Origin of the sequence: Legionella moravica DSM 19234 (genome assembly GCF_000423305.1) — a bacterium.
Lineage (GTDB): Bacteria > Pseudomonadota > Gammaproteobacteria > Legionellales > Legionellaceae > Legionella > Legionella moravica.
The window spans coordinates 21,764-36,158 of sequence record NZ_AUHS01000020.1 but is presented as its reverse complement, the minus strand read 5'-3'; the positions used below and the strand labels follow the sequence as shown (position 1 = coordinate 36,158).

The window sequence follows — 14,395 nt, the reverse complement described above, 5'->3', positions numbered from 1 at the left end:
GTCTGTATGAACGTTAACGGTTACCTATGTGTCCGGTCATTTGTGTTACCGATGTGTCCGGGTCGGATCATCTGCTCCCTTCTCCCTTAAAAAGGGAGAAGGGAGCAGCTGTGTGTCTGAATTTACCACTTGTGTTCAAATAAAAGCTATTTATATGGGACAGCCCTGCTTTTATTCATAATCTTATTTGCTGTTCTACCCGAGCTGATTTATCTTACCACCGCTGCATTAAACTGAGAGTAATTAAAAAATAATTTAATCTATTTTATTAATTCCTCAGGAAACTCAAACGATCGGAGGCATAATAAACCAGATAATAATGTTTATTACGCTTCCTCAGTAATCGACTATTCAGGCAATATGGCAACACCTCGTGAGATCTCGCCCCCGATTTTGGTGAAGAGCCCTCCGGTATAGATGGTGCTGCCACTAAAAATCAGGGCAACAACAGTGTTATTGGCATCAGGGTTCCATCCCGTAGCCAGTCCGGTGCCTAAATTCAGTGCCGCGATACGGTTGCGAGCCTGGCTCCCAATGCTGGTGAATTGCCCCCCTGCATAGACAGTGCTGGCATTAAGGGCCAGGGCGTTAACCGTGTTATTGGCATCAGGGTTCCATGCTGTAGCCTGACCGGTGCCCAAATCCAGTGCCGCAATACGGTTTCGAGCAAAGCCCCCGATGTTGGTGAAGTTTCCTCCGGCATAGACAGCGCTGCCATTAGCAGCCAGAGCATTGATAGTGCTGTTTGCATTTGCGTCCCATACTGTAGCTTGGCCGGTGCCTGTATCCAGTGCCGCAACGTAGTTACGGGCTTGACCACCGATGCTGGTGAATCCCCCTCCGGCATAGACTATGCCCCCATTAAGGGCCAGAGCATTAATAGTGCTGTTTGCGTTTGGGTTCCATGCTGTAGCCTGGCCGGTGCCCATATCCAATGCGGCAATATGATTACGAACCAGGCCTCCAATGCTGGTAAAATCACCCCCAACATAGATCGTGCTGCCATCCAGGATCAAGGCTCTGACGGTGCTGTTTGCGTTGGGGTTGAACTGTACATCAACGGTGTAGTCGGATAAAATATGAGCGATTCGGTTGCGTGCAACGCCTCCGACTTGTGTAAAGTCTCCTCCAATAAACCACCCACCAGTACCATCTGAGATAACCGTGAACACATCACTGTTCACCCGGGGAGCAGTTGGCAATGTTTGTGAACTGGCCTCATCAATTGCAACGCCAAAGCCAGTGTTTGGCCCCACAGCAGTAAAATCACCACCTAGATAAATGATATTATTTGTTGAATCTAACGCCATAGAGTATACCTCACCATTGGTTATCCAAGGGAAGTTGACGGCAAGGCTGACGTTGATGCTGTTCGTATTACTTCCTGAAACAGGCGCAATAATTGGTCCATGCGTCACAATGCCCGGGGTGAAGGTGAGTTGACAACTGCCTCCTGGAGCAATACTCAAGCAGTTCGAGGCATCTTGGGTGACATCACTCCAATCCGCGAGCAAGGTTGCTGATACGTTCGTTGCTGTCGTGGTCAGGGAGTTGTTGGTAATTGTTAAAATTCGGGGTAATCCGGAAAGCGCCGGATAAGCCGGGAACAGGATTAATGGAGAACCCGTCACTGAAATTGATGCGTCATCAGGCACAGGATTGGCTCGGGTAATATGCAGAATATTGGCCTCGGGCGGGCGATAACATTGACTTGCACTGAATTGCGCACAGAGTACTGGGCCCTTGTGAATTCCTGTAGCGGGCATCTCGTTCCCATTGATGGTCAGTATCAGTGTGCAGGTACTTCCTTTGGTCGCAAGCTGACAGGGCGAGGCGCTAAGGCCAGTTGGCGTGTTTTCGGGACGAGAGTCTAATATCAGATTTTTTAACTTGGCGGATTGATTGGTGACTCGATAGAGTATTTTAACCGTACCGTTGGATAGCACTGTAACAGTCGTTGCCGTTAACGGTTCAAACGTCCATAATGTCTTCCCTGCTTGCCCAGTCATTCCCGCCAACCAGAAGCACAGAAAAGCTAATACCCTGCCTAAAAACGGGTGGCTTTTTTTGTTAGCTCGCTGCATGAATTCTCTCCTTAAGTCACATAGACAGGATTAACCAAAAATAGATTGTTAAAGCGGTTATAACGCGCTATTCGCGTTTCTGCACAGGATGGATGGTTTGGTAAAACAGTCGATACAGCGAGTAAAAACAAGTAACGTTTCATGGTGCTCCTTGCATGTTACAGAGTGATAATCCAGTTTTAGTCTGTACACAATCTAAAACTGCTTAAAACAATAAGAGTCATTACTGTCCGTAGATTCTGACGGGGATTAAAGGCCGATGAATGCGGACAAAGTGTTCTTTAAATGCACAAGGGAGGTAATAAAAAAGGAAGTATAAAGCAGGCGTCGTTCAAATGACGCTTCAAGGAACAATCCATTATTCTTATCTCTAAAGAAAATAGTAACAGCTTTGATGTTCCGGTAAAAGTGACCGTAGCTTTTTGAGACCTACTGATCGAACCAATTCACAGAGGGTTGAAGTCTGAATTGCCAAAACGGGTAAAGAGCACGACTCATTCTGATAGGCTCAAGTCCCATCAAAGGTACCCTTTTCTAAAAAATTCAGTATGAGTTTCTGCGTTTTAAAATTATTCATAATAAAGGTATGAGTAGAATTTATAACGACAATATCGGCTTTTCCATCCAAATCAGCAGATGAAGGCGGTACTTTGGCATCAAATCGCCCCGCGATTATCCCCATTCTAATTTTTGGCACGGGTACATGATGCACGTAGGATGATTCTTCGGAACTGAGTTCTGCCAAAGGCTTTATGGGCGATGTAAAGAGCGGAAATAGTTTTGTAGACACTTTTGCTAAAAACGACCCTTGGTTAGGCGGAGCCATCATAATTAAATAACCAATATTCTTTAATTGACTTTCCGACATTTTGGCTAGAGCTTCTCTAACAATTATCCCACCAAGACTATGCGTAATGAAATGAATTTTAACCTCGGGATTATTTTCTAATACCTGACCAATGTACCGGGATAAATGCACGCTGTGTTCGTGAATCGTATATTTCGGGGAAGGATAACTGTATGAATATACAGTATATCCCTGATGTTCCAGAAAGGATTTTAATAAACTCATACTCATTGACGTACGCATTAATCCATGAATTAAAACAACCAGTTCACGCTTGTTTTTTTCTTTATTATTCACTTCAGAAGCAGTTGCTCTCGACGAACTGCTACTATGGAGTAAATCTGCATAAGCGGGCATAACGATACCTGCTCCAATGAATAACATCAAAATGAATTGAATGATTAAGAGTTGATTGCGAATGAATTTAACCATTATACTCCCTGTCAGTATTTGAACAATACACCATCCCCTCATTCGCATTAATACGGAATGAGATACTGTAAGGGAATATAGTACCATTTATTTAAATTTCTTGTATAAGAGCCTGCCTATCAAAAAGAGAACCAATATAATGACTGCCCAAAGCAGCATCAAAGGAAGAAAATAGATAAAAAATTGTATCGCTCCATAAGTAAATTGACGCAAGGTATTGATTAATTCCTTATAGGATTCACTGATCACCTCGGTAATTTGCCATTTTGAATCTTGAGTCATTTGAATCTCTGGGTTCACGCTCAAATCAATGGTTATCAACGAATAAGCAACGGATTCTTTATAATATTTTATTCGCCCCTCTGTCATGTCGATTTTCCGTTGCGTTTCACTAAGTTTTTGAAAAACCATCAATACATCTTCAGTTTTTGTCGCACCTTGCATGATTTTAGCAAGTTGAGCCTTTGTTGTTTTCAAGTTGTTTAATTCACTTTCAAGGTTAACATATTGTTGGGTAATATCTTCTCCAGTGACGGTTTCCTGTTCGACTTTTACAGCCAAACTTTTTAAGCTCTTAAGCACATTAGTTAAGCCATTCGCGGGTATTCTGATGCTGATTTTTGCATATTGGCCTCCGCCATAAGAAACGTTTTGATTCAGTTCAGAGTTGACGACATATCCCCCAGAGTGATCCGCAATTTGAGTAATATCTTCCATGGTCTTTGGAATATCATTCACTTGCAAAGACAATCGTGCATTTCGAATGATCATTCGCCTCATCACCTGTTCTGATTGAGTCGGTGATGATTGTTCTGCACTCATTGCAACAGAGCCGGGAACCGCATTATCCATCGGCTTGTACAGAGCAGGAGCACCTGAATACATGGTTGTTCCTGCTCGAGAGAACAAGAATTTGTAGCTCAATACAAATACTGAAAAAATGCCGATAATGACTAAAATAGTGCTCAGAATTTTCTTCATGATAATGCATCTCGTCGGGAAGATACTAAAAAGTTTGGCATAAATTCCAACTAATAACCAATTTTTACACTTGCTAATCTCGTCTAAAGGATTAAGAATAAAGAATCTTATTATTTTTTTCAGGAGACAGGATGACTCATGATAAAGAAATCAGTGATCTAATGCGGTCTGTTGCAGAAAAAAGCCTGCAAATCATTACTGACTTAAAAGAAATGCCAAACCAGCTTCCTGCCTTATTGAGTCAATTTATTGATTTAACAGAAAATTTCCAAAATTTAATTACCGTCGTATTAAATAACCCCGAAAAAGTTTGGCAAATGCAATTGGAGTATTGGAATGATGCTGTCAACCTGGCTCAAAACCAATTAAATCATTGGCTGCAAGGGAAAACCATGCCCATTGAAGATCATCGATTCCATGGAGAGGACTGGATTAATAATCCTTTTTTTAACTTATTAAGCCAGCAGTACCTTCTCGCCAATCAACACATGAATTCCTTATTGGAAAAAATGGAATATGGGGATAAAAATTTAGCAAAACGCGTACGTTTTTTCGTCAAACACTATTTAGATGCACTTTCTCCCGCAAATTTTATCCACACGAATCCACAACTCATTGCTGAAACCATTCAAAGTCGTGGTAAAAATCTATTGCATGGTTTGCATAATCTGCTAAATGACCTGGAAATCAATTCAGCGCGATTGAACATCAAAATGACCGATTCCGAAGCATTCAAACTTGGAGTCAATATTGCAACTACTCCTGGAAAAGTAGTGTTTCGTAATGACATGATGGAATTAATTCAATACACCCCACAAACAAGCAAAGTAAAACAAATACCCCTGCTCATGATTCCACCATGGATCAACAAGTATTATATTTTAGATTTAAGCCCCCATAATTCATTAATAAAATGGCTGGTTTCTCAGGGAATTACGGTATTTATTATTTCCTGGGTAAACCCTGATGAACGATTTGCCAAAAAAAGCTTATACGATTATTTAAAAGAAGGGCCTATGACCGCTATTGCAACCATTCAGAAGCAATTAAACGTCAAAGAAGTGAATGCATTAGGATTTTGCATTGGAGGCACACTGCTTGCTACTTTATTGGCTTATAATAAAAAGCACCAGAATAACTCGATTCGCAGTGCGACCTTCCTAGCAGCGATGATTGATTTTAGTGATCCCGGCGATATATCGGTTTTTATTGATGAGCAACAGATTAAAAAGCTGGAAGAGGAAATGGATGCAAAAGGCTATCTTGATGGTAAATTTATGGCCTCCAGTTTTAACTCCCTAAGAGCAAACGATTTGATATGGTCATTTTTCATCAAAAATTATCTGCATGGAAAAAATCCGGTTCCTTTTGATATTCTGTATTGGAATGCGGATTCAACCAACATGCCAGCTACGATGCACTCACAATATTTACGCTGGATGTATTTGCATAACGATCTGGTAAAACCCGGTAAAATAAAACTCAATCATACTCCAATTGATGTTAGAGCCATTGATATCCCCACATTTTTCCTTTCAACACAAAAGGATCATATCGCTCCATGGAAAACCACTTATATTGGTTTTCAACTCATGAATGGGCCTAAACAATTTGTATTAGGCGGCTCAGGACATATAGCGGGTATTATTAACTCCCCAGCTACAAAAAAATACGGTTACCGCACCAACTACACATGTCCGCAGAGTGCAGATGAATGGTTAGAACATTCCGTCGAACATCCCGGATCCTGGTGGGAAGAGTGGCTCAGTTGGCTAAAAACTCATTCGGGTAAATCCATCATGGCACCGGTACTGGATCAACTTCCTTTATCGCCGCTAATGGATGCACCGGGGAGTTACGTATTGAAAAAGTAATTCGCATGAAGGCGTGTTAGAGATAATAACACGCCAATCACTTCTGCCCCACCAATCACTACGGGATTGAATGTTATTCTATCCCCATGAAGCCAGGACAGTTTCAAAGAGCAGAAACAACTCATCTGCCGCTTACTCTGATTTTACTTCGATTTTTCTATTGTTTTTACCTTTGGATATCATTTTTGGAATTTCTACGGACAATACTCCATTTCTAAACGTAGCATCAATTTTAGCGTCATCAGATACACCTTCCAGGTTGAATTGACGAGAAAATGAGCCGCTGGTGCGTTCAGTACAAATAAAATTTTTCCCTTTTTCATTATGCTCTGAACATAATTCACCAGATAAAGTTAATAAACCATTGCCAAAATGTACATTCAAATCTTTAGCCTCCATTCCGGGCAGATTTGCTTTTACAATATAGCAATGTTCCTTTTCTTCAATATCGACTTCTGGCCATAGTTCACTTTTTAAAAATGAAGACAGATTTTTACCACCACTTAATAAATTATTTTGAAATAAGGTATCTACATCGTCTTTTATGTGTCGCAGCATATTCCATGGCTCATATTGCATCAGGTTCATGATAACCTCCTTATATTTAGACAACAAACAATCAATCTATCTAATAATAGTACATATTTACTAGGATTCCAGATCTATTGCATCTTTATTTCATAAAGGTTACTTAACCGGACTTTTAGACAGGCTTTATGCGCCAGCCTTACCAGAATGCTGCCCTTGTACAAGTTCGGCTTCCCATATTTTACCAAAAACCTCCAGGCTTAATTTAATAATGCCCCTCTCTGGATCGATAACAGCTGTAGTACTAGCATTCCATTGTATACCGGGTAGAATGTCCGCATTATGAGTAGCCTTTTGAATCCAGACTTTAGATTCCTGATTCCAGGAACGTGTATAAATGCTTTTGCATCCGACACCTAGAGGTCTGATTAATCTCAACATCAGGCGTTTTCCAAAATCAAGAGGCCATAGATCCAGTGAAGGTGAATCACTCCAAACCTCTGCCTGTATCGTTAAAGGAGTTAATCCAAGGGCAAGCGCCCATAGATCCAATAATATATCTTTTTCACCTTGAGAATCATAAAAAGCAAGAGTTAGCGGAGTCTGCTCATAGCCTAATGAGCGATCCCTTCTTGCATATAATCGGGTCTGTCCTTGAGGAGTAATCCCGGTTTGTAACATCATGATGCATTCCGGTTCATTATCACACTTCACCCGATAGTGAAGTGTAAGACCAGATTGTAAATCAAGGGCTTCAGCAAGCTCATTGTTCCGTTGTGCACTGATAATATAATCGCCATCTTCTGGATAATAGAAAAGATTAAATTGTTTGGGCTGATTGGGTTTATGAGTGATGACATTAGAAAAATGATAAGGAACAATCTCACTGGAAGGCCTTACTCCTTTTTGCACCTGAATGTAAAAACGATATTCTTTATCAAATTTGTCACACGCAGCGATAGCTTGTCCCGCGGTAATCCAATCGCCGGTGTTAGCTTTTAAACTCCCTTTTTTTAGATAAGGAAGTAAAATATACTGCCCCGCATAATTTCTCAACAATATAAAATTTCCCCAGGACTCATCTACAGCCGCTTTTTGATGCTGTAGGTTGGCACTGTCACGCATTTCTACGACATTTGCGTTCAATGGAGCATAAACAGGATACTCGTCCGCATCATCAATACACGAAAAATAATAATGCTTCACCTTTGAATCAAATACAACTCGCCAGTCCTTCGAAAAAAATTGAGTAATAAAAACACTATCTAAATGAATACCTCGTACAGACTCTAAACGATATCGTTCCCAGGATATTTCTGGCGAAACAGGCATATCCAAATTCAGAGGACCTTTCTTTTTTTGACTTCTGTAATTGAGACCACCTAACCAAAAATAGGTACTTAATAAAAAAGGAAGAACCAAAAGTGGGAGCTGAACAGGAAAGAGCAGTTTATAGAGAACAACAACAGATAGAGCAGCTAGAGCACTTCCACATAAAGCAACAAAATAGCTGAATTTGCCTGGAACCATGAATATGCCGCCAATAGCAATTGCTGCCAACATAAAGTTATACCCTGTTTGGGTAATCAGCATATCATAACCGAACAAGTGTAATGTTAATGCGCCAATGACGTAGCCTGAAATCACTAAAAAGGTAAGATATCGAGAAGCTACAAACAACCCTAAAAAGATAAGCGCTCCTGGGAGTGGGTATGGAACAAGCAGTAATCCACCTACGGTAGAAAAAAACACATCAGACCAGGGAAAAGACACCAAGGAGGGCAAATTCTCCTGAGCGAACATCAGCGATGGAAAGGATACCAATTGTTGTTCATGGAAGATGATAATTAAAGGCCAGGTACCTAAAACAAAAGGTAATGTCATCAAGGGCACCTTACCCAGATTCCACATAAAATTGCATAACCAATTAGTACACGTTGTTATAAACAATGTAATAATAATCAACCCCAAGAATAACTGAATCGATAACGGGTAATATGCGCTTAAAAACAAACCACAAAGCAATCCATTAACCAGATGCAGATCACCAGGAGGATTTATCGATAATAATCGACCAAATACCCAAGTACACAGTAAACTAAACAAGCCAGAAAAGGCTGTTCTGGGCGATGCCCAGCTGATTAGCGCAAACCATGCCCCAACCCAAGGTGAATAACAAAAAAACACCGTAGCATACGCACGGAATAAACGATGCGCTACTTGAGTTTTGAATAAATAAACTGAATCGGAATTTAAAAGAGTACTCAATCTAGTTGATAACATGTCAATATCCATTTTAAAGTCATTAAAATTTAACACTACTCGTCAATAGTCCCTGGCTTCTTCTTTATCTCTAGCTCTCTTAAAGCTAAAGGAACATGTTCCAATGACTGTAGTGTTTCCAAGTGTTCAGCCTCTCTAATAACTTCAACATTCCCCTGCTCCATAATCATAATGATGTTAGGTCGATATTGAATAAATTGCATCCATTGAGTGTTATTATAAGCACCAGTATTCGTGATCATTAATGGCTCACCAACGTTGAGCGGTGGCAGAAAAATCGAGCTGTGAATGACGTCGAGATTCATACATAAAGAACCATATAAAACAGTATCTTCAGAGATACCATCCAATGGTCTTAAAGGCTTAACCATATGGTTATACCAAAATGCGGTAAACAACAGATTGACTCCCGAATCAAGTATACAGCCACGACGTCCATCAGGCAGTCGTTTATTACCAACTACACGAGTAATCAAACACTCTGCATCATCAATAACCGCTCTTCCTGTTTCCAGTATTAACATTGGCAAGGGTTTTCCTTCTGCCTCACGGTGAGCAGTCGCAGCCCTCAAGCTGTTTGTAATGGCTTGAGCGTATTGCTCGATTTGAGGAACAATTTGTTCAGGAGATAAATAGATCCCTCTTAAAGCATTAAACGAGGCAAATCCGCCTCCTATATCCAACACACTAATCCTGCAATCTATCTCCCGCTCTGCAGCGTTCATAAAAGCACACATAATGCGCACTTGCTCGGCATAGGCTCGTGTATCGAGAATAAATGTTCCTATGTGGCTGTGTAATCCGGTTAACTCAAGATGCTTGCTTCCTCCAATACGAAGCACCGCCCTCATCGCCTCACCGTTTTCAATATTAAAACCAAAACGGCTCCATGGCTCTGTATACCCATTGTTAAAATTCAGTCTTATTCCGACTTGAACAACTTCAGACATATCTTTGGCAATTTGTTCAATCATCAGTAATTCATCAAAATGATCGATATTGATAAACGCATTATCTTTTATCGCTTCCTTTAGAAGCTTTTGAGATTTATAAGGACCATTCAAAATAATGCGAGAACCTGGAACGCCTGACTGTTTTGCTTTGGCGTACTCAAAATCAGAGACGACTTCTGCCCAGGAACCTTCCTGATGCGCTATGTGACACACAGCGGACAAGTAATTGGTTTTGTAAGGCCAGGCATGTATCATTTCCGGCCAAAGTGCACGAAATACGCGTGTAAGGTGGCGTATATTTTCTCATATTTTTTTTTCAGATAATATAAATAAGGGAGAATGATATTGATCAAGAAGAGGCAACACGGGGATTCCATCGATATGACTCTGACAAAATTCATCCCGATATCCATTAAACTTATTCACGCCTCCAGCCTGCTGCATGATGATAGCAGGTTTAGACCATATTTTTTTTTGTTTGCCCATATTTATTCCTTAATATCGACAACAGAAGCACCATAAGCAATCATTTTCTCGATTTGACTCAAACTGACCATTTGCTCGTTAGAATAGCGAATAAAATAAGTGCCCGTTTCAGGTTCATCAAACTTGGAGCGATACTCTAACCCCAAAGTCATTTCGATTAATCGTGCGGGCAAATTTTGGCCTGATTTTTCGGATATCGAAATCCAGGCAGGAAAACGAGGATTAATCTCGATAAGATGATAATGCCCCTCTGGGTCACACATTAACTCTAATTCAAATGGCCCCTTCCATTTCAACTCTTTGATAATGTTCTCGGCGAATTGAAACACTGCCTCATCATAAATCGTCACACCAACACAAGCTTTATTTTTACTGGTTAATGCAACTTTCTTAATGATAACACCACCGATCATTGCACCCTGACCATCACCAATAGCACTAAGATTACATTCCTCGCCCTGGATGTAACGTTGAGCCAAAATGGGATAACCCCAGTCCTTAACCATATCATTAAATGCTTCTGTAGCCTCGTACGGAGAGAATACTTTTCTTGCATCATAAAAAGGGCCTTTAACTATTAAAGGATAAGTCCATCCTTCATAATTACAAAAATTAAAAAAGTCAGGTGTATAAAGAGCCTTTACTTCAGGATAAGGAATATTGATTTTACTGGCGAGTTCAGGCAGCCGATCTTTATGACAACGATTCAATTGATCACGTGTTGGTAAAAAAGTATGAATACCCATGCCTAGCAATCGCTCGGAAAGCCCGATAACTCCAGATAACTCTGAATCAAGACAAGGTATCAGGGCATCTATCTGTTCCTCTTTCTTAATATCAAGCATGCGCAAAAACAAAGCCTCTGATCCAAATCTAGGATAAGGCAACAAATACGCAGCATCGCATAGGTCTTCAGCATATAAACCCACATCAAAAGCATCGTAGCCCAAGCCAACAATACGAACCCTATCGCCAAAAGACTTACGAAGACAGGATGCAACAGAAATTCCTGGCGCTGGGTTTTCGGGTAGAGCATTCATGCCTGTGATTGCCACGGTGAATTGATTCTTTGTTTTCATTTAATTTGTTGCTGTAAATTAGTAAAAAATTCTTGAACATCATGTTCTATCACTTCCCTGCTCACGTGATACTCCTCACTTAATTTTTCAATAATCTGCGCAAGATTTGAACCATCCTGGATGAATTTTATTATTGCCAATCCATTACTGTTCACTCTGTAGTTTTTACCTCGCAAAGGATCAAAAACGAAACCGCTTTCTGTAATAATAAGACGTTTTAGAACTTCAGGATTGGGAAAATAATTGGTTTCAACGTCAACTTCAGTCATTTTTCCAGCTTGTCTGTACGTTGCCATAACGGCTCCAAACAATACCTCAATACATAAAGCATAGTTGAAATTTTTGTTATTTTATTGATTACTTAAAATAAATTTAGAATATACAGAGGATTCATAAACTGAATCCCCTTATCACGGGACATTGAAATCCGAATGGTTAACACATAAAGCTCAGATATACAGAATCAACCTGATAGTCACTGATGCTTTTTAAGATAATCAAGCGCCTCTTGATTGTCGGGGGATCGCTCCAGTACCAATTGATAATTTTTAATAGCCAGAGTTTTCTTTCCTTGCCAAGCTTGGGCTCTGGCCAGGAAAATGTACACCGTTGGATCGGAAGGATAACGTTTGGCCATTTCTGCAGCATGAGGTTCAAGAATTTCCCACTGCAAAAGAGCTGATTCAGAGGTCATCAGCCTCACATTGGCATTATAATCCCATGCGGAAATTTTAATTACTTCTCTTGCATAAATAGCAGCTTCTTTCCATCGTTGTTGTGCTAAAAGAGGCAAAGTTAATCCCAAACGCGCATCGATGGAATCTGAATTGAGTTGAAGAGCTTTTTTATAGTAGGATATTGATGTGTTGTATTCCGTCTGCAGATAATAAAGCCAACCCAATCGAAGCAGAAGAAACTCATTCTTTGGTGTTGTGTTCAGCATAGGCTCTAACACCTTCGCTGCGTCCAGATAGTGTTTATTTTGCTCCAGACTAAACGATTTTTTCCATGGGTTGTTATCCGAAGCAGCAAAAGACATCGAATTTAAAAAGACAAATCCAACCAACAGAACCGATACCAGGGCCCTGTTACCTTCCTTTATCAGCCTCATGCGTTTTTTCCTCATGAAAAAATCAATAAGAGTAAATATAGCATCACGGCCATATTAAGTCTATTTTCCAACACATCATTTTAAGTTGATTGTAAACAGAGTGGAACTATGTAAATATTAAAAACTCGATAGTTTTGCCTTGTAACTTCATGATGATAAAAACAATAATAGCCGGCATATTTTTATTGATTGCAACCAACCTCACCTGGGCGGGCGATAGGTGGACAACAAACATTACCCCTCAAGCGGTATCAGTGGCCTATCCAGGCTCACCGATTCGGAACAACCTCAATACTAAGGGAGCTATAATCGATCTTCAATATTTAGAGCGATTGGGCATTACATTTGGCGAGACCCACCTCAATCTGAACTATCAATACGACATTCCAGCTTTGCGTCAGGATGTTGGGTATTTTTCAGTTCGTGCACCTCTAACGCCTGACTATGTTCCTGGCACTTTAACACTACGGCTGGATTCCTATAAAATTTGGGGCAATGATCCTACCCATGAAACCGATAATACAAATATTCTCGCCCCAACGGTCTCTTTTTTAAATTACAATAAAACCTATTATCTGGATGTAGGTTACGCTTACAGCAAATACGGTACCAGCATCATTCGAAATGACAATTTGGCAATAAATCAGATAACCCCTACTTTTGGTTTTAGTTTTTTTGAGCAAATGAATTGGTTGTATTTCAGGTTATACAGCATTCACTCATCCAACCCAACCCGATCCCAAAACTTAAACAATACCCTGGGAACAGAAATCACATTAACTCACTACATCATGCCCAGTCATTTTTTTGTACCTCAAGAATTACAACTGAGCGTGTTTTTAGGAAAGAGAATTTATGCCGTAGATAACGTAGCACTTATACCTTATAACCTGGGTGATGTGCAAAAAAACAGTGCTTACATACAAGCAAAGTGGAAATTATCTCCACATCTGTTTTTAATTGTAAATGGCGGGAGCCAAAACTTTAACACTATATACTTTAATACAAATTATAAATACAAACTCAATTACATCTATGGGGGACTTAATTTCAAATTTTAATCCCTTGGGCGACGGTTAAAGTAATTTTTTTAATTGGCGCCAAACCGTTTCCAGTATAATAAATTGCCCTTGCTCAGTAGGATGCAGTTTATCATCCTGCATTAGATTTTTATTCGTATCTACGTATTTGAGTAATACCGGGACCAGCGCAATATTCTGTTGATTTGCCAAAGCAGGATATAAGTTCGAAAAGGCTGCTCTATAGGATGATGGGTAATCAACAGGTAATCGCATCCCTAATAAAAGCACCTTACTGTTTTTTTGCTTGGCTAATACAATCATTTTTAATAAATTCGACTTAATCATTTGTATTGGAACATGTTGAAGCCCATCATTTGCCCCCATTTCGATAATAGTAATCTTGGGGTTGAATTCATTAAGAGCCCATTGAAGTCGATGCAACCCATTTTCTGTCACATCACCAGGAATGCTGTAATTGACTAATTCGTAATGATAATTTTCGTTTTTTAGTCGCTCTTTCAGCAAATTGACCCAGCTGTCCTGGGCTCGAATACCGTAAGCATAACTTAGGCTATCCCCAACAATAAGAATAACCGGGCTCGTTTTTTTGGGAAAAAATAAAACGAGAAAAAATGGAAGTAAACACAGCAACAAGAAAACCATTCGTTTCATTTACTGGCTCCAAACCGTTGGTAGGCATATGATAAATGCAAAA

General features: G+C 40.1%; 14 protein-coding genes. 2 read left to right on the top strand and 12 right to left on the bottom strand.

Annotated elements, in window-relative coordinates; translation table 11 throughout:
- Positions 1-347 precede the first annotated feature (347 nt).
- The 4 genes from G543_RS0105995 to G543_RS0105985 form a co-directional block, all read right to left on the bottom strand.
- Entirely contained in the window at positions 348-2,084 is a 1,737-nt protein-coding gene (locus G543_RS0105995; RefSeq protein ID WP_028383736.1) for a PQQ-binding-like beta-propeller repeat protein, read from the bottom strand.
- Between the two features lie 11 nt (positions 2,085-2,095).
- Positions 2,096-2,227, bottom strand: coding sequence for a hypothetical protein (locus G543_RS19405; RefSeq protein ID WP_274519372.1), 132 nt, complete (start codon positions 2,225-2,227; stop codon positions 2,096-2,098).
- Positions 2,228-2,592: 365 nt separating this feature from the next.
- Positions 2,593-3,363, bottom strand: a complete 771-nt coding sequence (locus tag G543_RS0105990; RefSeq protein ID WP_028383735.1) for an esterase/lipase family protein — start codon at positions 3,361-3,363, stop codon at positions 2,593-2,595.
- Between the two features lie 87 nt (positions 3,364-3,450).
- The gene (locus tag G543_RS0105985; RefSeq protein WP_028383734.1) at positions 3,451-4,344 is read right to left on the bottom strand and encodes a DUF4349 domain-containing protein; all 894 of its coding nucleotides are present in this window, start codon (positions 4,342-4,344) and stop codon (positions 3,451-3,453) included.
- Positions 4,345-4,475: 131 nt separating this feature from the next.
- Between G543_RS0105985 and G543_RS0105980 the strand changes: the two genes are divergently transcribed.
- Positions 4,476-6,218 (top strand): PHA/PHB synthase family protein, encoded by a 1,743-nt coding sequence (locus tag G543_RS0105980; protein WP_028383733.1) that lies wholly within the window; start codon positions 4,476-4,478, stop codon positions 6,216-6,218.
- A gap of 132 nt (positions 6,219-6,350) precedes the next feature.
- On the opposite strand, the gene G543_RS17195 is transcribed toward G543_RS0105980, so the two are convergent.
- From G543_RS17195 to G543_RS0105950, 7 genes are all read right to left on the bottom strand, one after another.
- Complete coding sequence (locus G543_RS17195) at positions 6,351-6,806, bottom strand: Hsp20/alpha crystallin family protein (protein WP_051190600.1); 456 nt, start codon at positions 6,804-6,806, stop codon at positions 6,351-6,353.
- 126 nt (positions 6,807-6,932) lie between these two features.
- On the bottom strand, positions 6,933-9,029 hold the full coding sequence (locus tag G543_RS0105970) for an urea transporter (RefSeq protein ID WP_028383732.1): 2,097 nt from the start codon (positions 9,027-9,029) through the stop codon (positions 6,933-6,935).
- 35 nt (positions 9,030-9,064) lie between these two features.
- Complete coding sequence (locus G543_RS17190) at positions 9,065-10,279, bottom strand: alanine racemase (protein ID WP_274519373.1); 1,215 nt, start codon at positions 10,277-10,279, stop codon at positions 9,065-9,067.
- A gap of 6 nt (positions 10,280-10,285) precedes the next feature.
- Complete coding sequence (locus G543_RS19220; protein WP_202972353.1) at positions 10,286-10,468, bottom strand: hypothetical protein; 183 nt, start codon at positions 10,466-10,468, stop codon at positions 10,286-10,288.
- 2 nt (positions 10,469-10,470) lie between these two features.
- Complete coding sequence (locus tag G543_RS17185) at positions 10,471-11,547, bottom strand: ATP-grasp domain-containing protein (protein ID WP_035921555.1); 1,077 nt, start codon at positions 11,545-11,547, stop codon at positions 10,471-10,473.
- Positions 11,544-11,843, bottom strand: coding sequence for a PqqD family protein (locus tag G543_RS17180; RefSeq protein ID WP_035921553.1), 300 nt, complete (start codon positions 11,841-11,843; stop codon positions 11,544-11,546). Before G543_RS17180 ends, G543_RS17185 begins: the two co-directional genes overlap by 4 nt.
- A 179-nt stretch (positions 11,844-12,022) precedes the next feature.
- Entirely contained in the window at positions 12,023-12,658 is a 636-nt protein-coding gene (locus G543_RS0105950) for a tetratricopeptide repeat protein (RefSeq protein ID WP_028383731.1), read from the bottom strand.
- Between the two features lie 149 nt (positions 12,659-12,807).
- Here G543_RS0105950 and G543_RS17175 point away from each other — a divergent pair, with 149 nt between their 5' ends.
- A complete protein-coding gene (locus G543_RS17175) occupies positions 12,808-13,719 on the top strand; it encodes a hypothetical protein (protein WP_051190599.1) in 912 nt (303 codons plus the stop codon).
- Between the two features lie 15 nt (positions 13,720-13,734).
- Here the strand turns inward: G543_RS17175 and G543_RS0105940 are convergent, their stop codons facing one another.
- Positions 13,735-14,352: an arylesterase gene (locus G543_RS0105940; RefSeq protein ID WP_051190598.1), complete on the bottom strand. Its 618-nt coding sequence runs from the start codon at positions 14,350-14,352 to the stop codon at positions 13,735-13,737.
- Positions 14,353-14,395: the final 43 nt, after the last annotated feature.

Coding starts and splice junctions, on each gene's coding strand:
- G543_RS0105995 (WP_028383736.1), bottom strand. CDS start 2,084: ATGCAGCGAGCTAACAAAAAAAGCCACCCGTTTTTAGGCAGGGTATTA.
- G543_RS19405 (WP_274519372.1), bottom strand. CDS start 2,227: ATGAAACGTTACTTGTTTTTACTCGCTGTATCGACTGTTTTACCAAAC.
- G543_RS0105990 (WP_028383735.1), bottom strand. CDS start 3,363: ATGGTTAAATTCATTCGCAATCAACTCTTAATCATTCAATTCATTTTG.
- G543_RS0105985 (WP_028383734.1), bottom strand. CDS start 4,344: ATGAAGAAAATTCTGAGCACTATTTTAGTCATTATCGGCATTTTTTCA.
- G543_RS0105980 (WP_028383733.1), top strand. CDS start 4,476: ATGACTCATGATAAAGAAATCAGTGATCTAATGCGGTCTGTTGCAGAA.
- G543_RS17195 (WP_051190600.1), bottom strand. CDS start 6,806: ATGAACCTGATGCAATATGAGCCATGGAATATGCTGCGACACATAAAA.
- G543_RS0105970 (WP_028383732.1), bottom strand. CDS start 9,029: ATGTTATCAACTAGATTGAGTACTCTTTTAAATTCCGATTCAGTTTAT.
- G543_RS19220 (WP_202972353.1), bottom strand. CDS start 10,468: ATGGGCAAACAAAAAAAAATATGGTCTAAACCTGCTATCATCATGCAG.
- G543_RS17185 (WP_035921555.1), bottom strand. CDS start 11,547: ATGAAAACAAAGAATCAATTCACCGTGGCAATCACAGGCATGAATGCT.
- G543_RS17180 (WP_035921553.1), bottom strand. CDS start 11,843: ATGGCAACGTACAGACAAGCTGGAAAAATGACTGAAGTTGACGTTGAA.
- G543_RS0105950 (WP_028383731.1), bottom strand. CDS start 12,658: ATGAGGCTGATAAAGGAAGGTAACAGGGCCCTGGTATCGGTTCTGTTG.
- G543_RS17175 (WP_051190599.1), top strand. CDS start 12,808: ATGATGATAAAAACAATAATAGCCGGCATATTTTTATTGATTGCAACC.
- G543_RS0105940 (WP_051190598.1), bottom strand. CDS start 14,352: ATGAAACGAATGGTTTTCTTGTTGCTGTGTTTACTTCCATTTTTTCTC.